24 protein-coding genes and 1 pseudogene are annotated in these 24,951 nt (G+C 69.6%); 9 read left to right on the top strand and 16 right to left on the bottom strand.

All coding sequences use genetic code 11. The features are described from left to right. Positions 1–42: 42 nt before the first annotated feature. From dut to dxs, 5 genes are all read left to right on the top strand, one after another. The gene (gene dut, locus Q9R26_RS15205; protein ID WP_071403948.1) at positions 43–534 is read left to right on the top strand and encodes a dUTP diphosphatase; all 492 of its coding nucleotides are present in this window, start codon (positions 43–45) and stop codon (positions 532–534) included. After that, on the top strand, positions 531–1,253 hold the full coding sequence (locus tag Q9R26_RS15210) for a DUF3710 domain-containing protein (protein ID WP_027465470.1): 723 nt from the start codon (positions 531–533) through the stop codon (positions 1,251–1,253). The genes dut and Q9R26_RS15210 overlap by 4 nt, the downstream gene beginning before the upstream one ends. A gap of 32 nt (positions 1,254–1,285) precedes the next feature. Beyond that, a complete protein-coding gene (locus Q9R26_RS15215; protein WP_311227732.1) occupies positions 1,286–2,077 on the top strand; it encodes a DUF3159 domain-containing protein in 792 nt (263 codons plus the stop codon). Between the two features lie 128 nt (positions 2,078–2,205). Further along, entirely contained in the window at positions 2,206–5,040 is a 2,835-nt protein-coding gene (gene acnA / locus Q9R26_RS15220; RefSeq protein WP_311227733.1) for an aconitate hydratase AcnA, read from the top strand. A gap of 132 nt (positions 5,041–5,172) precedes the next feature. Then, positions 5,173–7,110: a 1-deoxy-D-xylulose-5-phosphate synthase gene (dxs, locus tag Q9R26_RS15225; RefSeq protein ID WP_311227734.1), complete on the top strand. Its 1,938-nt coding sequence runs from the start codon at positions 5,173–5,175 to the stop codon at positions 7,108–7,110. Between the two features lie 112 nt (positions 7,111–7,222). Here the strand turns inward: dxs and Q9R26_RS15230 are convergent, their stop codons facing one another. The 4 genes from Q9R26_RS15230 to Q9R26_RS15245 form a co-directional block, all read right to left on the bottom strand. Beyond that, a complete protein-coding gene (locus Q9R26_RS15230; RefSeq protein ID WP_209135685.1) occupies positions 7,223–9,361 on the bottom strand; it encodes a 3-hydroxyacyl-CoA dehydrogenase NAD-binding domain-containing protein in 2,139 nt (712 codons plus the stop codon). 2 nt (positions 9,362–9,363) lie between these two features. After that, positions 9,364–10,581 carry a thiolase family protein gene (locus Q9R26_RS15235; RefSeq protein ID WP_259577721.1) on the bottom strand — a complete coding sequence of 406 codons (1,218 nt, stop codon included), beginning with the start codon at positions 10,579–10,581 and terminating at the stop codon, positions 9,364–9,366. Between the two features lie 128 nt (positions 10,582–10,709). Further along, positions 10,710–12,020: an HRDC domain-containing protein gene (locus Q9R26_RS15240; RefSeq protein ID WP_396136832.1), complete on the bottom strand. Its 1,311-nt coding sequence runs from the start codon at positions 12,018–12,020 to the stop codon at positions 10,710–10,712. Further along, positions 12,017–12,598 carry a DUF3000 domain-containing protein gene (locus tag Q9R26_RS15245; RefSeq protein WP_182065364.1) on the bottom strand — a complete coding sequence of 194 codons (582 nt, stop codon included), beginning with the start codon at positions 12,596–12,598 and terminating at the stop codon, positions 12,017–12,019. Before Q9R26_RS15245 ends, Q9R26_RS15240 begins: the two co-directional genes overlap by 4 nt. A 23-nt stretch (positions 12,599–12,621) precedes the next feature. On the opposite strand from Q9R26_RS15245, the gene Q9R26_RS15250 reads away from it, so the two are divergent. Next, entirely contained in the window at positions 12,622–13,845 is a 1,224-nt protein-coding gene (locus Q9R26_RS15250) for an alpha/beta fold hydrolase (RefSeq protein WP_182065365.1), read from the top strand. Positions 13,846–14,036: 191 nt separating this feature from the next. On the opposite strand, the gene Q9R26_RS15255 is transcribed toward Q9R26_RS15250, so the two are convergent. Further along, on the bottom strand, positions 14,037–14,408 hold the full coding sequence (locus Q9R26_RS15255) for a hypothetical protein (RefSeq protein WP_182065366.1): 372 nt from the start codon (positions 14,406–14,408) through the stop codon (positions 14,037–14,039). A gap of 381 nt (positions 14,409–14,789) precedes the next feature. Here Q9R26_RS15255 and Q9R26_RS15260 point away from each other — a divergent pair, with 381 nt between their 5' ends. Continuing rightward, a complete protein-coding gene (locus Q9R26_RS15260) occupies positions 14,790–15,131 on the top strand; it encodes a ribonuclease E inhibitor RraB (RefSeq protein ID WP_182065367.1) in 342 nt (113 codons plus the stop codon). Positions 15,132–15,216: 85 nt separating this feature from the next. On the opposite strand, the gene Q9R26_RS15265 is transcribed toward Q9R26_RS15260, so the two are convergent. The 11 genes and pseudogenes from Q9R26_RS15265 to Q9R26_RS15310 all read right to left on the bottom strand — a co-directional run bounded on the left by Q9R26_RS15265 (position 15,217) and on the right by Q9R26_RS15310 (position 22,169). Then, positions 15,217–15,879 (bottom strand): hypothetical protein, encoded by a 663-nt coding sequence (locus Q9R26_RS15265; protein ID WP_182065368.1) that lies wholly within the window; start codon positions 15,877–15,879, stop codon positions 15,217–15,219. Between the two features lie 59 nt (positions 15,880–15,938). Further along, entirely contained in the window at positions 15,939–16,355 is a 417-nt protein-coding gene (locus tag Q9R26_RS15270; protein ID WP_182065369.1) for a DUF6188 family protein, read from the bottom strand. Continuing rightward, positions 16,352–16,759 (bottom strand): DUF6188 family protein, encoded by a 408-nt coding sequence (locus Q9R26_RS15275; protein WP_311227735.1) that lies wholly within the window; start codon positions 16,757–16,759, stop codon positions 16,352–16,354. Before Q9R26_RS15275 ends, Q9R26_RS15270 begins: the two co-directional genes overlap by 4 nt. Then, positions 16,749–17,348, bottom strand: coding sequence for an Imm26 family immunity protein (locus Q9R26_RS15280; RefSeq protein WP_311227736.1), 600 nt, complete (start codon positions 17,346–17,348; stop codon positions 16,749–16,751). The genes Q9R26_RS15275 and Q9R26_RS15280 overlap by 11 nt, the downstream gene beginning before the upstream one ends. Before the next feature lie 141 nt (positions 17,349–17,489). Continuing rightward, positions 17,490–17,990, bottom strand: coding sequence for a hypothetical protein (locus Q9R26_RS15285; RefSeq protein ID WP_311227737.1), 501 nt, complete (start codon positions 17,988–17,990; stop codon positions 17,490–17,492). A gap of 91 nt (positions 17,991–18,081) precedes the next feature. Then, a complete protein-coding gene (locus tag Q9R26_RS15290) occupies positions 18,082–18,546 on the bottom strand; it encodes a hypothetical protein (RefSeq protein ID WP_311227738.1) in 465 nt (154 codons plus the stop codon). Between the two features lie 53 nt (positions 18,547–18,599). Continuing rightward, a complete protein-coding gene (locus Q9R26_RS15295; protein WP_311227739.1) occupies positions 18,600–19,886 on the bottom strand; it encodes an RHS repeat-associated core domain-containing protein in 1,287 nt (428 codons plus the stop codon). A 9-nt stretch (positions 19,887–19,895) separates the two neighbouring features. Then, positions 19,896–20,108: pseudogene (locus Q9R26_RS18640) on the bottom strand (hypothetical protein); the annotation flags it as partial. Beyond that, complete coding sequence (locus Q9R26_RS15300) at positions 20,021–20,590, bottom strand: RHS repeat domain-containing protein (RefSeq protein ID WP_311227740.1); 570 nt, start codon at positions 20,588–20,590, stop codon at positions 20,021–20,023. The gene Q9R26_RS15300 and the pseudogene Q9R26_RS18640, both read right to left, overlap by 88 nt. A gap of 212 nt (positions 20,591–20,802) precedes the next feature. Beyond that, positions 20,803–21,261, bottom strand: coding sequence for a SufE family protein (locus Q9R26_RS15305; RefSeq protein WP_311227741.1), 459 nt, complete (start codon positions 21,259–21,261; stop codon positions 20,803–20,805). Further along, positions 21,258–22,169 carry a sulfurtransferase gene (locus tag Q9R26_RS15310; RefSeq protein ID WP_311227742.1) on the bottom strand — a complete coding sequence of 304 codons (912 nt, stop codon included), beginning with the start codon at positions 22,167–22,169 and terminating at the stop codon, positions 21,258–21,260. Before Q9R26_RS15310 ends, Q9R26_RS15305 begins: the two co-directional genes overlap by 4 nt. A gap of 154 nt (positions 22,170–22,323) precedes the next feature. Here Q9R26_RS15310 and zapE point away from each other — a divergent pair, with 154 nt between their 5' ends. Beyond that, a complete protein-coding gene (gene zapE, locus Q9R26_RS15315; RefSeq protein WP_396136833.1) occupies positions 22,324–23,346 on the top strand; it encodes a cell division protein ZapE in 1,023 nt (340 codons plus the stop codon). A 210-nt stretch (positions 23,347–23,556) separates the two neighbouring features. After that, entirely contained in the window at positions 23,557–24,831 is a 1,275-nt protein-coding gene (locus Q9R26_RS15320; protein ID WP_182065379.1) for an ammonium transporter, read from the top strand. Positions 24,832–24,951: the final 120 nt, after the last annotated feature.

The following is a 24,951-nucleotide window of genomic DNA, read 5'->3' on the forward strand; positions in this document are numbered from 1 at the left end:
AGCGAGGTCACGGAACGGTCACGGCTGCACTACCCTCGTCACGTGACCGAACCAGTCGACGTCCTCTGGACCGGGGAGCACGCTCCCGGCCACGCCCACCCCGGCGACGCGGGTGCCGATCTCGTCTCCACCGAGGCCTTCGTGCTGCAGCCGGGCGAGCGACACCTGGCCGCCACGGGGCTGCGCATCGCGCTGCCCGAGGGGTACGCCGCGTTCGTGGTCCCACGGAGCGGCCTGGCGGCGAAGCACGGCATCACGATCGTGAACAGCCCCGGCACGGTCGACTCCGGCTACCGCGGGGAGATCAAGGTCGCCCTGCTCAACACCGACCAGACGGAACCGTACGAGGTGCACGTCGGCGACCGCATCGCCCAGTTGATCGTGATGCCGGTGCCGCAGGTGACCTACACCCGGGTCGACGACCTGCCGGACAGCGTCCGCGGACAGGGCGGGTTCGGCTCGTCGGGCTACGGTGACCGGAGCGACGCCGTGACCGGTGCCGCCGCAGACGCTCAGGAAGGAACGCGCGCATGAAGTTCGGCCGACGCAAGCGGGACGAGGTCGAGGTGGCGGACGCCGTCGCCGACGACATCGAGGTCGCGGACACGTCCCCCGAGGTCGACATCGCGACGGATGCCGACGCGGACCTCGACGAGGTCGACGCGGTCGCCCCGACGGACAAGTCCGCCCCGGAGGACCGCGCCGAGAACGGCCCCCACGACGAGACCGAGGCGAACCTGGTCCGCCCCTACGTCGACCTGGGCGGGGTGAAGGTGCTCCCGCGCGAGGGCCTGCACCTGCGGCTCGAGGTCGAGGAGGGCTCGCAGCGCGTCGTCGCGGTCGGGCTCGACTACGACGAGTCCACGCTGCAGGTCCAGCCGTTCGCGGCGCCCCGGTCCACCGGCCTGTGGCACGAGATCCGCGCGCAGATCGCCGAGCAGATCGAGCGCCAGGGCGGTGTCGTGACCGAGGTCGACGGGCCGTTCGGCCCCGAGCTCCGCGCGTCCGTCCCGGTCGCGGTGGACGGCGACGGCGGCACGGCCGGCTCCCGTCCGGCCCGCTTCGTCGGCGTCGACGGCCCGCGCTGGTTCCTCCGCGGCGTGATCGCCGGCAAGGCCGCCGAGCAGCCCGACGACGCGAGCGAGATCGAGGAGCTGTTCCGCAGCGTCGTCGTCGTGCGCGGCACGACGCCGATGCCGCCGCGCGACCTCATCCCGCTGCACATGCCCAAGTCGACGCAGACCGCGATCTGACGGACTGACGACCAACCCCGCCTGGAGGCACGGTGCCGGACCACGACGACACCCCACGACCCGAGACGGCTGGCTCCGACCCCGCTGCACCGGCGGTTGCGTCATCGGCGACGCCGTCGGCCGCGCCGTCCTTCTCCGCGCAGTTCCGCGACGCCGTGCAGAACGCGGGCATCGCCCGCGTCGCGCCCGGTGAGGCACCGTCCGGCCGCGCGCTGCTCGGCGCGGTCGGCGGGGTGCGCGGGCTCGCCGAGTCGGTGCTGCCCGGGTTCGCGTTCCTGGTCGTCTACGCCATCACGAAGGAGCTCGTGCCGAGCGTCGTGATCCCGGTGGCCGTCGGCCTGGTGTTCGTGGTGCTGCGGCTGCTGCAGCGGCAGTCGGTGACGATGTCGTTCGCGGGCATCCTCGGCGTCGCGGTGTCGGCCGGTCTCGCACTGATCACCGGCCGAGCGGAGAGCAACTTCATCCCCGGGATCGTCATCAACGCGGTCTGGCTCGTCGGGCTGCTGATCACGCTGGCGATCCGCTGGCCGCTCATCGGGCTCGTCGTCGGGTTCCTGCTGCCGGCGAACGAGGACGGCTCGCACGTCGACTGGCGCGCGGATCCCGTCAAGCGTCGCGTGCTGACGGTCGCCACCTGGATCTGGGTCGGGCTGTTCGCGGTCCGGCTCGCGGTGGAGGTCCCGCTGTACCTGACGGCGCAGGTCGAACTGCTCGCCGGGCTGAAGCTCATCCTCGGCGTACCGCTGTACGCGGCGGTGCTCTGGGTGACGTGGCTGCTGGTCCGCACCGTGTTCGTCCGACGCGACGACGTCGCCCCGGTGTAGAGTTCTCTCGACATCAAGATAGTTCTCGCAGGGCGCGCACGCGTCCTCGGGATTAGGTTTGCCTTGCTGGTGGGACGGTCCACGGCCCGCGAGGATGAGGGCAAACCGATCAGTAGGGAGGCGGCACGGTGGCTGCAGTCAATAGCTTCGGCTCGAAGGACACACTGTCGGTTGGGGGTGTCGACTACGCGATCCACCGGATCGACTCGGTTCCCGGGCACGAGAAGTTGCCCTACAGCCTGAAGGTGCTGCTCGAGAACCTCCTCCGCACCGAGGACGGCAAGAACGTCACCGAGGGACAGATCCGGGCGCTCGGTTCCTGGCGGCCCGACGCGGAGCCCGACACCGAGATCCAGTTCTCCCCGGCACGCGTCGTCATGCAGGACTTCACGGGTGTGCCGTGCATCGTCGACCTCGCCACCATGCGCGAGGCCATGGCGGACATCGGTGGCGACCCGAACAAGATCAACCCGCTGTCGCCGGCCGAGATGGTCATCGACCACTCCGTCATCGCCGACCTGTTCGGCAGCACGGACGCCCTGCAGCGCAACACCGACCTGGAGTACGAGCGGAACGGTGAGCGCTACCAGTTCCTCCGCTGGGGCCAGACCGCGTTCGAGGACTTCAAGGTCGTCCCGCCGGGCACCGGCATCGTCCACCAGGTCAACATCGAGTACCTGGCGAAGGTCACCTACACGCGCGACTTCGACGGCGAGACCTACGCGTACCCGGACACCCTGGTCGGCACCGACTCGCACACCACGATGGTGAACGGCCTCGGCGTGCTCGGCTGGGGCGTCGGCGGCATCGAGGCCGAGGCCGCGATGCTCGGCCAGCCCGTGTCGATGCTCATCCCGAAGGTCGTCGGCTTCAAGCTCTCCGGTGCGATCCCGGCCGGCGTGACCGCGACCGACGTGGTGCTCACCATCACGCAGGAGCTCCGCAAGCACGGCGTCGTCGGCAAGTTCGTCGAGTTCTACGGCGAGGGCGTCGGCGCCGTCCCGCTCGCCAACCGCGCCACCATCGGCAACATGTCGCCCGAGTTCGGTTCGACGGCGGCGATCTTCCCGGTCGACGACGTCACGCTGGACTACCTGCGACTGACCGGTCGCGACGAGGCACAGATCGCCCTGGTGGAGGCGTACTCCAAGGCCCAGGGGCTGTGGCACGACGCCACGGTCGAGCCGAACTACTCCGAGTACATGGAGCTCGACCTCTCCACGGTCGTGCCCTCCATCTCGGGCCCCAAGCGCCCGCAGGACCGCATCGAGCTCACGAACGCGAAGAGCCAGTTCGAGCTCGACCTGAACAACTACACGACGCCGTCCGAGCAGACCGACCTCGACGACGCGGTCGAGGAGACGTTCCCGGCCTCCGACCCGATCGCCGCCGGCTCGACGAGCGAGGACACGGCGCTGCACGAGCACGTGCACGTGTCGAGCGCACCGTCGACCGCCTCGGCGCCGACGAAGGTCGCGATGGACGGGGCCGACCCGTTCACGATCGACCACGGTGCCGTCGCGATCGCCGCCATCACGTCGTGCACGAACACGTCGAACCCGTCGGTCATGATGGCCGCCGGCATCCTCGCCCGGAACGCCGCGAAGAAGGGCCTCACCGCGAAGCCCTGGGTGAAGACCACCCTCGCGCCCGGGTCGAAGGTCGTCACCGACTACTACGAGAAGGCCGGTCTCACCACCTACCTCGAGCAGCTCGGCTTCTACACGGTCGGCTACGGCTGCACCACCTGCATCGGCAACTCGGGCCCGCTGCCCGAGGAGATCTCGCAGGCCGTGCAGGACAACGACCTCGCCGTCACCGCGGTGCTCTCGGGCAACCGCAACTTCGAGGGCCGGATCAACCCCGACGTCAAGATGAACTACCTGGCGTCCCCGCCGCTGGTCATCGCCTACGCCCTCGCCGGGTCGATGCACTTCGACTTCGACAAGGACGCCCTCGGGCAGGACCAGGACGGCAACGACGTCTACCTGACCGACATCTGGCCCGACGCGGCCGAGGTGCAGCAGGTCATCGACACCTCGATCGACACCGAGATGTTCACCCACGAGTACGGCTCCGTGTTCGAGGGCGACGACCGCTGGAAGAACCTGCCGACCCCGACGGGTGACACCTTCGAGTGGGACCAGGAGTCGACCTACGTCCGGAAGCCCCCGTACTTCGAGGGCATGACGATGCAGCCCGACGCGGTGTCGGATATCTCCGGCGCCCGGGTGCTCGCTAAGCTCGGCGACTCGGTCACGACCGACCACATCTCGCCGGCCGGTTCGATCAAGGCCGACAGCCCCGCCGGCCAGTACCTCGCCGAGCACGGCGTCGACCGCAAGGACTTCAACTCCTACGGCTCGCGTCGCGGCAACCACGAGGTCATGATCCGCGGCACGTTCGCGAACATCCGTCTGCGCAACCAGCTGCTCGCGTCCGCCAACGACGGCGCTGGCGTGGAGGGCGGCTACACCCGCGACTTCACGACGCCCGACGGTGCCCAGTCGTTCATCTACGACGCCTCGCAGCACTACCAGGAGCAGGGCATCCCGCTCGTCATCTTCGGCGGCAAGGAGTACGGCTCCGGCTCATCCCGCGACTGGGCGGCCAAGGGCACGAACCTGCTCGGTGTCCGTGCGGTCATCACCGAGAGCTTCGAGCGGATCCACCGCTCGAACCTCATCGGCATGGGCGTCGTCCCGCTGCAGTTCCCGGCGGGGGAGACGGTCGAGTCCCTCGGGCTCGACGGCACCGAGGTCGTCTCGATCTCCGGGCTGACCGAGCTGAACGAGGGCCGCACCCCGAAGACGGTGCACGTCACCGCGACGCCGAGCGAGCACTCGCCGGCCGGCAAGCAGCCGGTCGAGTTCGACGCGGTCGTCCGCATCGACACCCCCGGTGAGGCCGACTACTACCGCAACGGCGGCATCCTGCAGTACGTGCTCCGTTCGCTCGTCTGACCGACGGGCGCACGGGCCGCTGACGCGACCACACACCGGACGGGAGGCCCGTGGCGACACCGCCACGGGCCTCCCGTCCGTTGTCGGTCCCCGAGAATAGAGTGGGCCGACAGCCCCACGAAAGGAGCGCTCGTGAGCCTGCTCAGCAGCATCACGTCGCCGCGCGACCTGAAGCGTCTGTCCGACGCGCAGATGACCGACCTCGCCGCCGAGATCCGGCGGTTCCTGGTCGCCGAGGTCGCGAAGACCGGTGGGCACCTCGGGCCGAACCTGGGCGTCGTGGAACTGACGCTCGCGATGCACCGCGTGTTCGACTCGCCGAACGACCCGTTCGTCTTCGACACCGGGCACCAGTCGTACGTGCACAAGCTCGTCACCGGGCGCCAGGACTTCTCGAAGCTGCGCGAACGCGGCGGCATCGCCGGCTACCCGCAGCGGAGCGAGTCCGAGCACGACATCGTCGAGTCATCGCACGCGTCGTCGTCCCTGTCGTGGGCCGACGGCATCTCCCGCGCGTTCGGGCAGACCAGGCAGACCGACCGCACGGTCGTCGCGGTGGTCGGTGACGGCGCCCTCACCGGCGGCATGACGTGGGAGGCGCTCAACAACATCTCCGACGACAACGACCGTCGCCTGGTCATCGTCGTCAACGACAACGGCCGCTCGTACGCCCCGACGATCGGGGGTATGGCACGGTTCCTGAGCTCCGTGCGCACCCGGCGCGAGTACCGGGCCCTGTACGAGGGCACGCAGGCCGTGGCGGCGCGGTTCGGTGCTCCGGGTCGTGCGGTGTACCGCGGCATGCGCGGCGGCCTGCACGGCTTCCTGTCACGGCTGACGAACAACGAGGCGCTGTACTCGAACCTCGACATCAAGTACATCGGCCCGGTGAACGGGCACGACCAGCAGGCGATGGAGGCAGCACTCCGGCAGGCCAAGGAGTACGGCGCGCCCGTGATCGTGCACGCGATCACCGAGAAGGGCCACGGCTTCGAGCCCGCCCTGCGCGACCAGGCCGACCAGTTCCACGCCGTCGGGCACATCGACCCGGAGACGGGGGAGTCGCTCGACGCGGCGTCGGGTCCGTCGTGGACGTCGGTGTTCGCATCGTCCCTGGCCGAGGCCGGTGATGCGGACCCGCGGATCGTCGCCATCACGGCGGCGATGCTCCGGCCTACGGGACTGCACCTGTTCCAGGAGCAGCACCCCGACCGGGTCTACGACGTCGGGATCGCCGAGCAGCACGCCGTGACGACCGCCGCGGGCCTGGCGTACGGGGGACTGCATCCGGTCGTGGCGCTCTACGCGACGTTCCTGAACCGTGCGTTCGACCAGGTGCTGATGGACGTCGCCCTGCACCGGGCCGGCGTGACGTTCGTGCTCGACCGGGCCGGGATCACCGGTCCGGACGGCCCCTCGCACCACGGCATGTGGGACCTCGCACTGCTGCAGGTCGTGCCGGGGATCCAGATCGCGGCGCCTCGTGATGCCGCGACCCTGCGCGAGGAGTTCCGCGAGGCGATCGCCGTCGACGACGCCCCCACCGTGCTGCGGTGGTCGAAGGGCCAGGTCGGGCCGGACATCCCCGCGGTGCGCCGGCTGTCCGACGGAGTGGACGTCCTGCACGAAGCCGCCGACGCCGTCGAGGACGTGTTGCTGGTGGCCGTCGGGTCGATGGTGCCGACCGCGCTCGAGGCCGCTGCGCTGCTCGAGGCGCAGGGCATCGGGGTCACCGTCGTGGACCCGCGCTGGGTGGTGCCGATCCCGTCCTCGCTCATCGAGCTGTCGCGGACGCACCGACTGGTGATCACCATCGAGGACGGCGTGCGGGTCGGCGGCGTCGGGACCCGCCTGCGGCAGGACCTGCGCGCTGCCGGGGTCGACACCGGGGTGAACGAGCTCGGGCTGCCCGACGCGTTCATCGACCACGCGACCCGGTCGCAGATCCTCGCCGACGCGGGGCTGACGGCGCAGGCCATCGCCCGCGACGTCATCGACCAGGTCGTCGGGACGAAGCTGCCGCAGGCGAAGCCCGCGCGGTCCCGCGAGTCGGCGGCGTCCGACCGCTGACCGCGCGGCCCGGGCCGGCCCGGGCCCGGACAGCAAAACACCGGTGTTCGCGCTCCACTCCGCGGTTTGCGGGTGTTCGGTGCGCGAACACCGGTGTTCTGCGTACTGGGCTCTAGCGGGAAGCCGGCCCCACGATCCGCGGGTCGTGGAACGTGCCGCCGAAGACACGCTCTGAGGCCCCGGAGCGGTCGAGGTACGGGCTGATCCCACCGGCCTGGAACGGGTAGCCGGCACCGAGGATGAGCCCGAGGTCGATCTCCTCGACGTGCTCGACGACCTGGTCCTCGAGCATGCGGTGCAGCTCGTCGGCCAGGGCGTCCTCGAACCGGCGCTGCATCTCCGCGGCGTCCACCGGCTTCGCGTCCTTCTTGGACGGCGCGACGAGCTTCACGGCGGCGGGGTCGTACCCGGTCGCGTTGCCCTTCTTGTCGCGGGTCAGGATCGTCCCGTGCTCGGCGATCTTCTTCAGGCCGTCGCCCGGGTAGAAGCGCTCGGGCCAGGCCGCGTGGTGCGAGTCGAGCACGTGCGCGCCGACGGGCAGGCCGACGAGTTCGAGCAGCTCGAACGGCGACATCGGCAGGCCGAGGGGCGCGGCACCCTGGGCGACGGTGTCGAACGAGGTGCCCTCTTCGACGCCGCGCATCGCCTCGCCGAGCACCCGGGCGAGCACCCGGTTGACGACGAAGCCCGGCTGGTCTGCGGTGATGATCGCGGTCTTCTTCAGGGTCTTCGCGACGGCGAGGGCGGTGACGAGGGCCTCGTCCGAGGTCTTCGCCGCGCGCACCACCTCGAGCAGCGGCATGACCGCGACCGGGTTGAAGAAGTGGAAGCCGACGAGCCGCTCCGGGTTCGTCAGGACCGACGCCATCTCGTCGACGGAGAGGGACGACGTGTTCGTGGCGAGGATGGCGTCCGGTGCGATGACCTGCTCGATCTTCCGGAGGACCTCCTGCTTGACGGTCATCTCCTCGAAGACGGCCTCGATGACCCAGTCGGCGTCGGCGAAGGCGTCGTAGGACACCGACCCGCTGACGAGCGCGGTGATGCGGTTCGCGTCGTCGGGGGAGACCCGGCCCTTGTCGAGCAGCTTCGCGACCTCGCCGCGGATCCGCTCGACGCCGGCGTCGACTCGGGACTGGTCGACGTCGGTGATGACGACGGGGACGCCCAGACGTCGGGCGAACAGCAGCGCGAACTGCGACGCCATCAGCCCGGCTCCGAGGACGCCGACCTTCGTGATCTTCTTCGGTTCGACACCCTCGGGAGCGCCGACGGGCTTCTTCGCACGCTTCTGCACGAGGTCGAAGGCGTACATCGAGGCCGCGAACTGGTCGCCCGAGATGAGGTCGGCGAGGGCCTCGTCCTCGTCGGCGAAGCGCTCGTCGAGCGAACCCGACTTGGCGGCGGCGACGAGGTCGAGCGCCCGGAACGGCGACTTCGGCACGGTGCCGATCTTCGAGGCGACCTGCCCGCGGGCGACCTTGACGACGGTGCCCCAGGCGGCCTTCTCGAGCATGCCCGGTTCGTTCTTGCGCACCACCTTGGTCGTTCCGCTGATCACGCGGTCCGCCCACGCCACGGACGAGGGCAGGAACGTGACGGACGGGACGAGCACGTCACCGATGCCGATCTCGACCGCGGCCGGACCGTCCATCAGGCGGTTGTTCTTGAGCGGGTTCTCGACGATGACGCGGAGCGCGCGCTCCGGACCGATCAGGCGGGGGAGCAGCGTCGCGCCGCCCCAGCCGGGGATGATGCCGAGGAACACCTCGGGCAGGCCGATGCCCTGCGCCGCGGACGAGAACGCCCGGTACGTGCAGTGCAGCGCGATCTCGAGCCCACCGCCGAGCGCCAGGGTGTTCACGAACGCGAACGAGGGCACTCCCAGGTCCGAGAACTTGCGGAGCGTGGCGTGCCCGAGGGCGGCCAGGTCGTGGGCGGCCTCGCGCGACGGGACCGCCGCTGCCTGGGACAGGTCGGCCCCCGCGGCGAAGCAGTACTCCTTGCCGGTGATCGCGACGCCCTGGATCGTGCCGGCGGCGGCCTCGGTCTTCAGGGTGTCGAGCACGCCGGACAGCTCACGGAGCGTCCGCGGCCCGAGGGTGTTCGGCCGCTTGTAGTCCTTGCCGTTGTCGAGCGTGATGAGCGCCAGCGTGCCGCCCGAGGGCATCGTGACGTGCTTGACGAACGAGTGCGTGACGACCTCGTCCTCGCTGAGTTCGGCCAGTCGGTCGTTGTCGACGATGGTCATGGTCACGCCCCCTTCCGAGCCGAACGCTCGGCCGACTTGCTGTGGTTCGGGTTCTCCCAGATGACGGTGCCGCCCTGGCCGAGCCCGATGCACATCGTGGTGATGCCGTACTTGACGTCCGGTCGCTCGGCGAACTGTGCGGCGAGCTGGTTCATCAGCCGGACACCACTCGACGCGAGCGGGTGGCCGACGGCGATCGCGCCGCCCCATGCGTTCACGTCCGGGGAGTCCTGGGCGATGCCGTAGTTGTCGAGGAACGCGAGCACCTGGACGGCGAACGCCTCGTTGATCTCGAACAGGCCGATGTCCTCGATCGACAGGCCGGCTTTCGCCAGGGCCTTGTCGGTCGCGGGGACCGGCCCGACGCCCATGACCTCGGGCTCGACGCCGGCGAAGGCGAACGAGACCATGCGCATCTTCGTCGACAGTCCGTGCTGCTTCGCACCGTCCTCGGACGCGAGCAGACTCATGGTGGCGCCGTCGTTCAGGCCCGCGGCGTTGCCGGCGGTGACCCGTCCGTGGGGCCGGAAGGGCGTCTTCAACGCGGCCAGGGCCTCCAGTGTGGTGCCCGGACGCGGCGGCTCGTCCGCCGAAACGATGTCCCAGCCGTCGCCCTTGTTGACCTCGACCGGGATGACGTCCGGCTGCAGCTTGCCGTTCGCCCAAGCGGCGGCGTAGCGCTGCTGGGACTGGACGGCGTAGGCGTCCGTGCGGTCCTTCGTGATCGCGGGGAAGCGGTCGTGCAGGCGTTCGGCGGTGGCGCCCATGACGAGGGCGTCGCTCGAGACCATGCGCTCCGCGACGAAACGCGGGTTCGGGTCGGCGTTGAAGCCCATCGGGTGCCGACCCATGTGCTCGACACCACCGGCGATCGCGATGTCCGCGGCGCCGAAGGCGATGGCGCCGGCGAGCGTCGTGACGCTCGTCATGGCACCGGCACACATCCGGTCGATCGCGTAGCCGGGCACCGACTTCGGCAGACCCGCGAGCATGCCGACCGTGCGCCCGAGCGTCAGCCCCTGGTCACCCTGCTGCGTGGTCGCCGCGACGGCGACGTCGTCCACCGCTGCTGTGTCGAAGGTGTTCCGGTCGAGCAGGCCGCGCATCGCGTGCACCGCGAGGTCGTCGGACCGGGTCTTCCAGAACACCCCCTTCTCGCCGGCTCGTCCGAACGGTGTGCGAACGCCGTCCACGAACACGACGTCTGATGCCTTTGGCAATCCGGGCCTCCCAGATCCTCATCGATCGGGCCGGAACGCAGGTCGCTCCGGCCTGGCCGGGCCTCGCCCGGCGACCCTCCCGACGCTATGCCCCCAGCCTGGGCGGCCGCATGCCGGTTGGGTGGTTCCTACGACTCGTCGTCGTTCGTCGCTGCGGGCCGCTGTGCGGCAGCGACAAAGGCCGACGCGATGATCGACGCGAGTTCCTCGACCTGCCACGGACGGGCGTCGTGCTCGGCGAGGGCGGCTCCGACCAGCTCGGTCGACGGCGGCGACGGCGGGGCCCACGACACGAGCCGGAGCGTCTCCGGTGTGAGCAGGTTCTCGAGCGGGATGTCGAGCTCCTCGGCACGCTTCGTCACCGCGGCACGTGCGGCCTTGTACCGGCGGTCGGCCGCCGGGTTGCGGTCCGCCCAGGCGCGGGGCGGGGGCAGCGTCGCCTCGCCGGCACCGCGCAGACGGGGGAGGTCGTCGGTGGTGCGACCTTCCTCGACGGCGGCCCACCAGCGGTCGAGCTCGGAACGGCTGGCGCGACCCGTGAAGGCCTTCAGCGCACCGAGTTCGGCGCGGGACTCGGGTGCGGCGGCGGCCGCGGCGACGATGGCGGCGTCGGGGATGGTGCGCCCGGGGGCGATGTCCGCCTGTCGGGCGTACTCGTCACGAGCGAGCCAGAGCGACCGGGCGATCGCCAGGGCTCGCGCCCCACGGAGCGCGTGCATGCCGGACAGTCGACGCCAGGGCTCGGCTCGGGCGGGCTTCGGCGCGCGGTGCAGGACCGCGTCGAACTCCTCCTGGGCGATCCGGGTCTTGCCGGCCTCGTCGAGCTTCTCGGCAAGGGCGTCGCGGAGGTCGGGCAGCAGCTCGACGTCGAGCGAGGCGTAGATGAGCCACGACTGCGGCAGCGGTCGGGTCGACCAGTCGGCCGCCGAGTGCGCCTTCGCGAGGGTGATGCCGAGCAGTTGCTCGACGACGGCGCCGAGGCCGACGCGCGGGAACCCGGCGATCCGGGCGCCGAGCTCGGTGTCGAAGATGCGCGTGGGGACGAGGCCGACCTCCTGCAGGCACGGCAGGTCCTGCGAGGCGGCGTGGAACAGCCACTCCTCGTCGACGATGGCGGCCTGCAGCTCCGAGAAGTCGCCGATCGGGATCGGGTCGAACAGGAAGGCACCGGCACCGCGGCGGAACACCTGGATCAGGTACGCGCGCTGCGAGTAGCGGTAGCCGCTGGCTCGTTCGGCGTCGACTGCGACGGGGCCGTGGCCGGCGGCGATGGCGGCGACTGCCTCGAGGTAGTCCTCACGCGTGTCGATGACCTTGACGGCATCGTGCGAGGCCTCGAAGGCGGGGCCGGCAGCGGCGGCCGGAGCGGCCGAGCCGGCAGCTGGAGCGGCCGAGCCGGCAGCGGGGCCGGCGGCGTCCTGGGGAGCGGGGTCGGTCACTTGGCGAGCCTCCTCGGGGCCAGCAGGGTCACGCCGTCCGATGCGGGAGGCAGACCGGCGAGCATGGCGACGATGTCCTGCCAGGCCCGGACGTGTGCGGTGAGGTCGTCGCCGCGTGGTGTCCACGACGCGCGGAGTTCCAGCTGGGCGCCGTCGCCCTGTGCGGCGAGGTCGCCGTAGCCGCGCGAGATGATCTTGGTGGCCGTGCCCGAGGCGTGGTCGTACGTCGCACCGTGTGACTCGAGCGCGTCGACGAGCCAGCTCCAGGTGACGTCGGCGACGAACTCGTCGACGCCGATCTCAGGCTCGAGCGGCGCCTGCGCGAAGGAGACGACACGGAACGCGCCGCCCCAGCCCTCGGGCTCTTCCGGGTCGTACAGGGCGATGAACCGGCCGGTGCCCAGGTCCGACTCGACGCCGTGCGCGGTGCCGGACACGTCCGCCGCCAGGGCGATCGAGAACGGTGCGATCCGGGTCGGCGAGGGGATCTCGGTGACGGTGGTCTCGGCGCGGCCGCTGCCGCCGGACACGAACGCGCGGAGCCGCGCGAAGGCGTCGGGCTCTCGGGATTCGGACACACATGCAGACTAGGCTCCGGGCCATGTCCCGATCCGCGCGACCCGCCGAGGACGTCGTCCAGGAGACCGCTCGATCGGCCGGGTTCATCGCACTCGGCGCCGGCCTGGCAGCTGCCGCGGTGGGGACGGCCGTCATCGGTGGCTTCGTCGCCGCCGTCGCCCGTGCCGTCGTCACCCCCGACCGCAAGCGCAACGAACGCGTCCCGATCCACGCCGTCGACCCCGTCCGGAAGACCGTCACGATCGAACGCACGGCCGACACCGAGCTGCAGGGCCGCTACTCGCTCTGGTTCGGCGGCGGCACCGGCCACATGCGCGTCGGCGAGGTGCTCGGCACGACCGAGACCACCGTCACGCGCCGCATCATCGCGATCGACGCCGGCGACGCGACGGCCGCCCGCCGCGGTCGCTGGGGCGGCTGGTTCTACCTGACGCCCGGCGAGCTCGACGTGCCCGTGGAGGACGTCGACATCCCCACCCCGAACGGTCCCGCCCCCGCCTGGGTCGTCCGCGCCGACGACCCGGCAGCGCCGTGGGCCGTCCTGGTGCACGGCCGTGGCGTCACGCGCGCCGAGACCATCCGCGCCGTCCCGGTCTTCCGCGCCGCCGGCTACTCGGTCGTCCTCGCTTCGTGGCGGAACGACGGCGTCGCCCCGCCGAGCGTCGACGGCCGCTACGGCCTCGGCAGTACCGAGTGGGAGGACGTCGACTCCGTGCTCCGCTGGCTCACCGCGCAGGACGCCCAGAGCGTCGTGCTGATGGGCTGGTCGATGGGCGGCGCCGTCGTGCTGCAGACCCTGCTCCGCTCGCGCTTCGCCGGCCTGGTCGACGGCGTCGTGCTCGAGTCACCCGTCGTCGACTGGCACGCCGTCCTGAAGTCGCAGAGCCAGCTCCTGCGCCTGCCGCGTCCGGTCCGCAAGGTCGCCCAGCGGCTGCTCCGCACCCCGGTGCTGCACCGCCTCGCCGGCCTGCAGCAGCCGGTGGACCTGCGGGAGCTCGACATGGTCACCCGGTCCGCCGAGCTGACGGTGCCGATCCTGCTGCTGCACAGCGACGACGACGGGTTCGTGCCGTCCTCCGCGTCGCACGACCTGGCCCGCGCCCGACCCGACCTGGTCCGGCTCGAGGTGCAGACCACGGCCCGACACACCAAGCTCTGGAACCACGACGCCGACTGGTTCGACGCCCGCATCCTCGCGTGGCTCACCGAGGTGGTCCAGCGGCGCGGGGCGGCCAGCGCGCGGTAGACGCGACCGAAGGGCGGACGGGAGGCGCGGTGCCAGCTGGCACCGCGCCTCCCGTCCGTCGTTGCGTCCGTTCGGTCGCATCGTGAGCAGAAATGGTCGGGTCGCGATCACGCGCTCGACCATTCCTGCTCACGAAGGGGGTGGTCCGGCCGGAACGTCACGGTCTTCATCCGCTCGCTCTCACGGATCGATCACTTCGTCGAAGAGCGCGGACGAGCGCTCATCTCGTGGGCGTACGCATCTGCTTCGGTCTTGTAGATCTCGCCACATGCAATGCTCGGAGGCATGGCACGGACAGGCGGATCGACGTCAGGGAGACAGATCTGCACGAAGTGCGGGAATGTGGGGAAGGTCCAGAGGTCTTCGTCCTCGAAGCGACTCCAGAGCAACAGCTCCCCGACACCCAGCGGGTGGCCGAGCTCCTGACCGTTCAGCGGCGGATCGCAGCTGACCATCAGCGCATGGTGACCGTTCGTGAGCTCGATCGGTCGTTCCACTTCGCACCGGAAGACGGACGAGAACCGCTTGCTGTCCATGGACGAGAGGAAGAAGACTTCTTGCATGTCAGAACTCCGGGTTGACGCCGCTGACGCGACCGAGCTGGGTCGCTCCCTTCTCGATGCCGTTCGGGAGGGGCCGCGCGACGTTCCTTCGAGCAGGAACTGCCCCGATCCCACGCGGTGATCGGGCGCGGTCTTCGCTGACGGTAGTCCTGCGACGTCGCGGTGGTTTGCAACAGGGTAGGACGGCGACCACGAGGCACCGGTCGCCTGGGCATCTCCGCCGGAGACACGACGCCCGGATCCTCGCGTGGCTCACCGAGGTGGTCCAGCGTCGCGGGCGGCCAGGCTGCGGTAGACGCAAGAGCAGACGGACGGGAGGCGCGGTGCCAGCTGTCACCGCGCCTCCCGTCCGTCCATGATGCCGTCTGCGAGACTCGAACCATGTGGCCGTTCCGCAACCGCCCCGAGCCGGTGCCCTCGTTGCCGACGAACCCCGTGCTGCAGCAGATCGTGCTGCGGGGCGGCGACCTGTCGGAGCCGCGTGACTGGGTGCACTTCGTGTACTTCCCGGACGAAGGCACCGCCAGGGCAGCCTCCGATCAGATCGCCGCCGCCGGGTGGAACGTCGCAGTCAAGCCGTCGGGTGCGGAGTGGTACGTCGCCGCCGATCAGCAGAACGTGCTCGTCGACGACGCCCGACTGGGTGAGGCGGTGCAGTTCTTCGCGAGCATCACCGCCGAGACGCCCGGCGCGCAGTGGGACGGCTACGAAGCGAGCATCTAGAGCGTCGGCTGCTGTCGCGGCCCGAACTCCTCGAGACGAGTCGCCGGTCGGCGCGGCTGCGCTGGGCCGTGCGTCAGGTCGGAGGTCATCCGGTCTCCTGTGTCGGGCGTGGACCCGGCGAGAGCCCGCCCACGCTCATGGCAGCGAGGACGTCAGTCCTGCCGGGCGCGAACGCCGTTATTCCGACCGAGGTGTCAGCCTGCACGATGCAGAGCCCCAGCTGCTCGTCGCCGAGCGGCACGAGCGCACGGGCGAACCCGTCGAGTCCGCGCACGTCGAAGCCCTTTTCGGCGGCCATCGTGTACTTCGTCAGGAAGGTCCGTGCTGTCGACAGCGCGCCCTGTTCGAAGATGCGGACCCGTTCGTCGGCCGGACACTGCGATACCACCTCGAGCGCCAGTCCCGCCCCCGGAGCGTCCGATGCGCGGAGCCGCGAGCACAGTTCCTGGACGGTGATGTGGACGAGACCCACGGATCGGTCGATCGCCGTGGCCGCCACGAGCGTTCGGTCCCTCGCACGCAACACGACCGTCACGAGTTCATCGCCGTGCTCGACCTGGCAGATCAGGACGAGTTCGTCCCCGAGGGCTTCGAGCGGGTCGATGAACGGTACGAGGTTCGGTTGCTTCTTCGAGTAGGTCCGCCGGATGACCGCTGCGAACGACCGTGCGGACACGTCGTAGACGAGCACATTGGTGTCCGGACCGACAGCGGCGAGGATGTCGACGACACGGTCCGGGAGCTCCACGGTCGGATCGTTGGTGACCGCTCGGAGATGACCGATCGAGATGTGCGGGGGAGCGCTTGTCACCGTCGGACCTCCGCGGACGACGGGCTGTGTCGGTACTGCACGTCGCCGTCGGGCAGGGCGTCGATGTCGACCCGTGCGCGCCCCGGTTCGCTGTAGTGCCAGGACGGACCTCGGCGGTTCGGCCAGCCCTCGAGCAACGCACCCGAGGCGAACCGAATGGCGATCCGCCCGCCCGTCACTGCACCGTCCGACACGACCTCGGTGTGCAGCGCGAGGAGGCCGAGCAGGGACGGTTTGTCACCGGGATCGAGGAACTCGTGCTCCCCGTCAGAGCCGGTCAGCGCGAAGTCGGTCTCGAACCGGAGCGACGCACCGTTCGAGAAGCGGATCGTCACGTCGGATTCGAGGCCGATGAAGTCGACGGTGTCGCCGGCGATGTCCAGCGCGAAGGGTTGGCGCGGAACGCCGCTCATCCTCGATCTCCTTCCGTACCTGTGCTCGTCCTTCCGGTCGGCGGATCGACACGAACCGGGCGACCCTTCGGCTCCGAGACGTGCCAGGACTCGAACTCGGCGTCCGGACCAGCGACGAGGGTCGCTCCTTCAGCGAAGACCAGCGTGAGCGTGTCGCCCTCGACGGATCGCCGAACGAGTTCTGTGCCGAACAGCCGCAGGATGGGGAGCAGCGAGTCCTTCCGCTCCGGATCGACGACCACGCTGCCCCCGGATCGGTCCGTGACGGTGAACGCAGATTCGAGCTGCACGCCGGAACCGTCGGTGAAGCGCAGCTCGAGCCGGAAGTCGACGCCGATGAAGCCGAGCGAGTGCGCGCCTTCGACGGCCGTCTCGACCCCGGGCATCACCGTGTCAGCGACCACGATCGTCCCCTCGTGCGGATTGCCGTTCAGGAGCTGCCTTCGATGAGTCTGCTCGAGCAGATCGCGGTTCTCCGAAGAGTTCCAATGACGTCGGCGTCGAGCGGTACCGGAGGTCGTCGTACACCGCCAGCCACGGTTCCAAGCCGTGGTGGGCACGAACCGCTTTCTCCAAGACCATCGGGGAGTCGATGGTCAGATGTGGAACGCGGCGGGCCTCGTCAGCCGTCGGCCTCCGCATCCTCGACCCTTCGAAGTTCGTGACGTGCACCCCGTCGTAGTCCTCTGATCCGTGGCTGAACGCGGGCAGGAACCGGCGTTGATCGGGAACGCTGTTCCCCACGATCTGCCACATGCGCGGTCGGAATCGCGCATCGAACGTCATCCGCGCGAGAAAGGGAGCCGCTGCCGTCACCTCGCTGATGCGGAGGCCGTGTACTGGGCTCACGGGCACCACGAGGTCGAAGATGGTGACGTAGAGCGCCTTCGTGTACCTGCCGATCACCTTTCCGAGCGCCACCTTCCCGTCATCGAGCGGCACGGTGAAGACATCACCGACCGCAACTGGGTGAATCTGTTGCTGTGAACTCACCGTCGTCCTCTCAGGATTCGGTTGCACACGTCGCAAGTGCGATCGCGGGGCGCATCGTCCCAAACTTCGATTGGCTGAGCACGAGCCTGACGGGTGATGCTCTTCACGGATGGGGAGCCATCATCGCGTGCACCAGGGGGCTCAGGAATGCACGTTTCGACCTGATCGGCCATCCGGGCTCTTCGCGCTCCTGGCTTGCGACCGCGCGATGCGGGTGGTCATCGCCGGCACTCGCAATCCCGACCCGAACACCCGGGCAAATTCATCCCGAATTCCGACCCGATCTGTGTCGATGATGATCGTCCACAACGACCCGTCACTCATGTCGAGGCGGATGGCTGCTTTGTTGATCACACCGACATCGGATGGGTGGAATCCGACAAATTCGCCCTCGATGAACTGATGTGTGGCTTCGGCGAGTCGCGCGAACGAGGCACTGTCGAGTACCGGATTTGGCAAGTGGGGCGCGCTAGACACTTGCTCCAGTTCCGCGACGTCCAGTCCGGGATCTGTCGATACGTTGACGAATATGTCCTCAGCCGTCCATGAAAGCTCGGGCAGATGGAGGGAGGCCACAACGTCGGCGAGGTCGAACCATTCGGTCTCGCCCTGCTTGGATTCATGGGTAAAAAGTCGCAGCATCGGATCCGATTCAGCTAGAAGAGAGGCAGAGCGGTCTTACTGTGAGTGTGTTTTCCGCCCGTCGAATAAAGCTGCCGAGAAGTTCTTCGCATCATTCCGGGAACAGTTCAGCGGACGAGGGAGTGGGATGGTAACGAACTTTTTCGAGCACATCGAGCCAAGGATCGACGCCTGCATTCGCTCGGAGGAATCGTTCGATCAGCGCGGGAGACCGTAGCGTCTTCTGGGGGATGCGGGCGGCTTCCTCTGCGGAAGCCATGCGGGTTCGCGAACCTGAAAAGTTCGTCACGCGTACTCCACCCGTCGCTGGCAGCCCCCAGGTGAAAGCAGGCAGGAGTCGTTGAGTATCAGCTGGGGCCTGACCGATCACACTCCAGGCGTCCGGTCGGAAGCGCTCGTCGTGGGTCCAGCTCGCAACGAGCGGTTCCGCGACAAGGGCGTCTGATACGTCGGTCAGATCCACGCTGTCGCTGATCGGGAAGTCGAAGATCACGATGAACAGTTCGTCACCGTCGGTCGTCAACACTTGGCCGACGTACGAGCTTCCGTCTGTCACCGGGACAGTAAAAACGTCACCGGGTCGAATGTTCGCCTTGCGGCGCTTCGGTGTCATTCGAAATCACCCCCTGCGTTATCATAGCGCTGTTGGTTCATCTGATGCCGCTTGTTGGCAAGACCGCCATCCGGGTTGCTTTTGTTCGTCGGTCCGCCGTGCATCCGAATGTAGTACTCCTCGCGGCGATCAAGATCCTCACCAGGGTACCCACGATCGAGTTGGCGGAACTCGTACTCGGCCTCTGGATTCGCTCTCCTGTGTTCGGATCTTCTCGTCTTGTAGCGATCATCATTGATGGCTTGACCAACGTAAGGCTTCTCGTCACCGAGAGAGTGCTCGCGGAGGTACACGTGCCCGGGCGGCTTGGGAAGTTCGTCCCCGAGCTTGTTCACGGACGTCGGCAGGTTCACCTTCGACATCGTGCCGCCGGTGGCCGCCGACGTCGCGGCACCTTCGGCCGCGTTCCGGAGCAGACCACCGGGGGTCACGGGCTGGCCACTCACCGCGTAGTTGGCGACGTTCTCGGCCGCACCTTCTGCTGCGTTCTTGACCAGCTGCTTGCCGATCAGGGCCCTGGCACCACCGCCGGCAGCGCCGAACGCCCCGCTGACGGCGACCTGCCCCCAGTTGACCTCGCCGGTGGTGGCCTTCTGGATGATGGTGTCGGCACCGGCACCGATGAGCATCATGCCGACCGGACCGCCGACGCCGGTGGCGACGAGCACACCGCCGGCGACGACCATCGCGCCACCGGCGACGTACTCCCAGTTGTCTGCGAACCAGTCACCGGTCGCGGCTGCGGCACGGGCGAGCGGCCCCTGCTGCACCGCCGCGTAGGCCTCGAGCTCCGCGTCGGTGATCGGCGCGAGGCCGAGCGGGTCGATCGCGTGCAGCGGGTCGTTGCCGGCGAACGAGTACGGGTTGCCGGCCCAGGCTGCTCCTGCTGGCGCGCTGACCGGGTCGACCGACAGGAAGCCGCGCGACGACGGGTCGTAGGCACGCGCCCCCATCCACTCGAGGCCGGCGACCTGCAGCGAACCGTCGGCGCCGAGTGCGATGCCGCCGGGCAGGCCGGAGCCGCCAAGGTCGACGAGCGTCTGCCACGGGTCGGCGTCGTCGGCTGCTCTCGTGGTGCGCCGACCGCTGGCGATCCAGCGGTCGTCCACCCCGATGAGGCCGCCGGGAGCGCGGAGCACCGGCTCGTCACCGACGGCCAGGAGCGTCGGTGCGAACGCGGCGGTGTCCCAGTCGATCGGGACGCCGTCGACCTCGGCGAGTTCCCCGAGGGCGTCGACGTGCAGGTCGGTCGTGGTGCTGGCTGCCGCCGTGGTCTCCGCCACCCCGATGAGGCGACCCTGCGGGGTCCAGCGGTACGTGGTCGCGACGCCGTCCGTTCGGACCGTCTGGACCCGTCGACCTGCGCCGTCGTAGGCGTACTCCGCCTCGGGCGCCCCGTCCGGAGCGTCGACCCTGGTCAGCTGTCCGGCGGCGTCGTCGAGAACCGTCGGGCCCCGGAGTCCGTCCGTTCCTCGGCCAGACGGCCAGCGACGTCGTAGACCCAGTCCGTGCGACGGGCTTCCTGGACGGACGCCACCAGCTGCGCGGCATCGTCGTGCTCGTAGGTGGTGCTCCCACCGGGTCCGTCGACCCGGGTGATGCGCCCGTCGGCATCGCGTTCGATCGTGCTGGCGTTCGTGCCGTCCGCGTCGATGCGCGCGTGCCGGACCACGTGTCCGTTCGCGTACTCCCAGGTCTGCAGCTGATCGCCGGCGCGGGCCTGCAGGAGCCGCCCCGCCGCGTCGTGCTCGTACCGGACCTCGCCGAAGGCCGAGTGGTCGACGCGGACGACCCGTCCGGTGGCGTCGTGCTCGTAGCGGGTCGTGGACCCGTCGGGGGACTGCACCGAGGTGCGGAGTCCGTCGGCATCGTGGGTCCACCGGATCTCGCGCGCGCCGGTGGCACGGCGGACGAGCTGGCCCAGTCGGCTGAACTCGAGGACGTGGGTGGCGGGGGAGTCGGGACGGGTCCTGTCGGTGATCGTCACCGTGCGAGCACGCGCATCGCGGCCGATCAGCCGATCGCCGGCGTACTGCGCGGATTCGCGCCCGGCCGCGTCGTACTCCCACCGCAGGACGGCCTCATCCTGTCACGGCGCGAGCGTGAGGTACCAGAGGACGGCCTGCGTACCGACGGCGTGACGGACGGGAGGCCCGTGGCGGTGTCGCCACGGGCCTCCCGTCCGTCACCGGGTCGCGTCTACGCGACCGCCGCCTGCACCTGCCGCTGCACGCGACCGAGCATGCCCACCATGCCGCGGATCCGCAGCGGGCTGACCGCTTCGGACAGGCCGATGGTCAACGGGTAGTCCGTCGGGACGGCGAGCACCTGCTCGACGGTCAGGCCGGACAGTCCCTGCGCCAGGATCGAGGCGAAGCCGCGCGTGGTCGGCGCCTCGCGCGGGGCGGTGGCGTGCATGCGGACGACGTCCGGGGCGTCGCCGTCCTCGCCCACCGTCACCCTGATGAAGACGGGGGACTGGCACTCCTCGACGCGTTCGAGCTCGTCCTCGTGCCCCTGCAGGCGTTCGGGCAGCGCGGGTAGCTCGTTCGAGAACTCGAGCAGGAGCTGCAGGCGGTCCTTCTGCCCGAGGGCGAGGAAGTCGTCGCGGATCTCGGCGAGGGTGGCGGGGAGTGGTGCGTCGGTGCTGGCGTTCATCGGTTCGGAACAGTACCCGGCTCGGATCCCTGCACGATGGGGACGCGGACGGCGCTGCCCCACTCGGTCCACGAGCCGTCGTAGTTGCGGACGTTGTCGTAGCCGAGCAGGTGCTGCAGGACGAACCAGGTGTGGCTCGAGCGCTCACCGATGCGGCAGTAGGCGATGACCTCGTCGGCGTCACCGATGCCGGCGCCGTCGCGGTAGACGGCGTCGAGCTCGTCCCGCGACTTGAACGTGCCGTCGGCGGCTGCGGCCGTCGCCCAGGGGATGTTCACGGCCGTGGGGACGTGGCCGCCGCGCAGCGCGCCCTCTTCCGGGTAGTCGGGCGCCGTCGTGCGCTCCCCGCTGTACTCCGGGGCGCTGCGGACGTCGATGAGCGGCTTGCCGAGGTGCGCGAGGACGTCGTCCTTGAAGGCACGGACGGTCTCGTCGTGGCGCTCGACGACGGGGTAGTCGACCGCCGTGACCGGGGTCTCGTCGGTGGTCAGGGCGCGGTCCTCGGCGATCCACTTGCCGCGACCGCCGTCGAGCAGGCGGACGTCCTCGTGGCCGAACAGGGTGAACACCCAGAGTGCGTACGCGGCCCACCAGTTGTTCTTGTCGCCGTAGATCACGACGGTGGTGTCGCGGCCGATGCCCTTGCCGCCGAGGAGCTCGGCGAACGCGGCACCGTCGATGTAGTCGCGCTGCACCGGATCGTTGAGGTCGGTGTGCCAGTCGACCTTCACGGCTCCCGGGATGTGCCCCGTCTCGTAGAGCAGGACGTCCTCGTCGGACTCGACGACCACCAGGTCGGGCGCGCCGGCACCGGCGTCGAGTTGCTCCTGCAGCCAACCGGTGGAGACGAGGCGCTCCGGGTGCGCGTAGGCGGCGAACTTCTCGGACGGGTCGACCGGTGCGGTCATCGGGGGTACCTCCAGGGGTGCGGGGGAGCGTGGTGCGGGGCGAGCGTGGTGCCCGGTGCGAGCTGCCGGCGCCGGACTAGGATCGGGCGTTGGTGCCTGTGGGCAACGGTACGCGGACGTACCGTTCCCCTGCCGCAACGTGACACCCCACGACATGCTTCCCGGAAGGGTTCCCCGATTGCCCGCTCACCTCGTCGACCGTGATCCCCAGGTGACCCCGCAGCAGATGGCTGCGGCGCTCGTGCCCCCGCCGCAGTTCACGGACGCGTCGTTCGACTCGTACCGGCCGGACCCGGACTACGACTCGCAGGCCTCGGTCCGCGATGCCGTCGCCGCGTTCGTGGCCGCCGGCCCCGCCGAGGCCCCACGGCGCGGGCTGTTCGGGCGCCGCAAGCAGTCGGCGGAACCCGCGGCGAAGTCCGGTGTGTACCTGGACGGCGGGTTCGGTGTCGGCAAGACCCACCTGCTCGCAGCCGCCTACCACGCGGCGACCGGCCGGAAGACGTTCGGCACGTTCATCGAGTACACCGCGCTCGTGGGGGCCCTCGGGTTCCAGGGGACCGTCGACCTGCTCCGCGGCACCGCACTGGTGTGCATCGACGAGTTCGAGCTCGACGACCCGGGCGACACGATGGTGATGACCCGGCTCATCAAGGAGCTGACCGAGACCGGCACCCGCTTCGCCGCCACGTCGAACACGCCCCCGGGAGCCCTGGGCGAGGGTCGCTTCGCCGCGCAGGACTTCCTGCGCGAGATCCAGGCCATGTCGGACCGCTTCGACACCATGCGCATCGACGGCCTGGACTACCGCCGACGTGCCGTGGACGAGTCGGCGCAGGTCGTGTCCGACGTGCCGGCCGCGCTGCCGTCCGGCACCGTGACGCTCGACGACTTCGGTGCGGTGATCGCCCACCTGGGTTCCGTGCACCCGTCGAAGTACGTCGCCCTGGTCGAGGACCTCGACGCCGTCGGGCTCACCGACGTCCGGGCGTTCACCGACCAGACCGACGCGCTGCGTTGGGTCGCACTGGTGGACCGCCTGTACGACGCACAGGTGCGGATCGTCGCCTCGGGGACCCCGCTCGACCAGGTGTACCCCGACGCGATGCTCGAGGGCGGCTACCGCAAGAAGTACCTGCGCGCGGCGTCCCGCGTGGTGGCGCTCACCCGGGCCTGAGCCTCCTTCGCCGTCAGACGGATCTGTCCACGGCGGTCTCCTGCCCCTCGCGCAGGGGACATCGGGCCGGCGGAAACACGACGTTTACAAACGGCGCGGTCGCGTTACACCCGCGAAACAGTTCGTGCTCCCTCGTGAAACCTCGCCTCGCCAGACTCTGTGACACCCGAGGCGGTCCAAGAGCCGCTCGTGCAATCGAGAGGTGAGCAGATGCTTGATCAGGGCAACACGACGTTCGTGTTGGTGATGGCTGCGCTGGTGTTGTTCATGACACCCGGCCTGGCCTTCTTCTACGGCGGTCTGGTGAAGGCCAAGTCCGTCATCTCCATGATGATGATGTCGTTCGGTGCGATCGCGCTCGTGAGCGTGCTCTGGGTGGTCTACGGCTACGCGATCGCCTTCGCCAACCACGGCGACGGCACCGCGGTCTCCGGCGTGGTCGGGTTCTTCAGCATCGACTGGAACCAGATCGGCCTCGGCCAGGCCTTCGAGGAAGCACAGTCCTCGGACATCCAGGCGGCGTACCCGTCGATGGCCTTCGTCGGGTTCCAGGCGACGTTCGCGATCATCACCGTCGCGCTCATCTCCGGCGCCATCGCCGACCGCGCCAAGTTCGGCGCGTGGATGGTCTTCGCCGGCGTGTGGGTCACGGTCGTCTACTTCCCGGTCGCCTCGTGGGTCTTCAACCTGACCTCCGGCTGGGCCGCCACGTGGGGCGTCATCGACTTCGCCGGTGGCACCGCGGTGCACATCAACGCCGGTGCCGCGGGTCTCGCCCTGGCGATCGTGCTCGGCAAGCGCGTCGGCTTCGCCAAGGGTGCGCACAAGCCGCACAACCCGCCCTTCGTCCTGCTCGGTGCCGCCATCCTGTGGTTCGGCTGGTTCGGCTTCAACGCCGGCTCCGAGGGCGCCGCTGACGGCATCGCCGCGATCGCCTGGGTGAACACCCTCGCCGCCCCGGCCGCCGCCATCCTCGGCTGGCTGCTCATCGAGAAGCTCAAGGACGGCAAGGCCACCTCGGTCGGTGCCGCATCGGGCGCCGTCACCGGCCTCGTCGCGATCACCCCGGCCTGTGCCGCGCTGACCCCGGGCTGGGGCATCCTGCTCGGCTTCCTCGCCGGCATCGTCTGCTGCTTCGCCATCGACTGGAAGTACCGCCTGGGCTTCGACGACTCGCTCGACGTGGTCGGCGTCCACCTGGTCGGCGGCATCTTCGGCACGCTGTTCCTCGGCTTCTTCGCCAACGACACCGGACTGATCTACTCCGGCTCGTTCGAGCAGCTCGGCAAGCAGGCCGCAGCGGCCCTCGCCGTCGGCGTCTACTCGTTCGTGCTCGCCCTGGTCATCGGGTTCGTGATCGAGAAGACGATGGGCTTCCGCGTCAAGACCGAGGACGAGGTCGCCGGCATCGACACCGCCGTCCACGGCGAAGAGGGCTACGTCCTCTACGAGCAGACCGACGACAGCCCGGTCAGCGTCCGCTAGACACCAGGCACCACCCGCACGACGACGGGCCCCGCGCACACAGCAGCGCGGGGCCCGTCGTCGTCTCGCTGGTCGCGTCCTGGTCGTGACCACGGACTGGAGGCGCGGGGGGGGGGGGGC

Origin of the sequence: Curtobacterium sp. BRB10 (assembly GCF_031844325.1) — a bacterium.
Classification (GTDB): domain Bacteria; phylum Actinomycetota; class Actinomycetes; order Actinomycetales; family Microbacteriaceae; genus Curtobacterium; species Curtobacterium poinsettiae_A.

Bases quoted from the DNA above. Each gene is read 5' to 3' on its own strand.
- Q9R26_RS15310 (WP_311227742.1), bottom strand. From the start codon at position 22,169: ATGACCGCACCGGTCGACCCGTCCGAGAAGTTCGCCGCCTACGCGCAC.
- Q9R26_RS15255 (WP_182065366.1), bottom strand. From the start codon at position 14,408: ATGCAAGAAGTCTTCTTCCTCTCGTCCATGGACAGCAAGCGGTTCTCG.
- Q9R26_RS15285 (WP_311227737.1), bottom strand. From the start codon at position 17,990: ATGCTGCGACTTTTTACCCATGAATCCAAGCAGGGCGAGACCGAATGG.
- Q9R26_RS15210 (WP_027465470.1), top strand. From the start codon at position 531: ATGAAGTTCGGCCGACGCAAGCGGGACGAGGTCGAGGTGGCGGACGCC.
- Q9R26_RS15230 (WP_209135685.1), bottom strand. From the start codon at position 9,361: ATGACCATCGTCGACAACGACCGACTGGCCGAACTCAGCGAGGACGAG.
- zapE (WP_396136833.1), top strand. From the start codon at position 22,324: ATGCTTCCCGGAAGGGTTCCCCGATTGCCCGCTCACCTCGTCGACCGT.
- Q9R26_RS15270 (WP_182065369.1), bottom strand. From the start codon at position 16,355: ATGAGCGGCGTTCCGCGCCAACCCTTCGCGCTGGACATCGCCGGCGAC.
- Q9R26_RS15320 (WP_182065379.1), top strand. From the start codon at position 23,557: ATGCTTGATCAGGGCAACACGACGTTCGTGTTGGTGATGGCTGCGCTG.
- Q9R26_RS15260 (WP_182065367.1), top strand. From the start codon at position 14,790: ATGTGGCCGTTCCGCAACCGCCCCGAGCCGGTGCCCTCGTTGCCGACG.
- Q9R26_RS15305 (WP_311227741.1), bottom strand. From the start codon at position 21,261: ATGAACGCCAGCACCGACGCACCACTCCCCGCCACCCTCGCCGAGATC.
- Q9R26_RS15250 (WP_182065365.1), top strand. From the start codon at position 12,622: ATGTCCCGATCCGCGCGACCCGCCGAGGACGTCGTCCAGGAGACCGCT.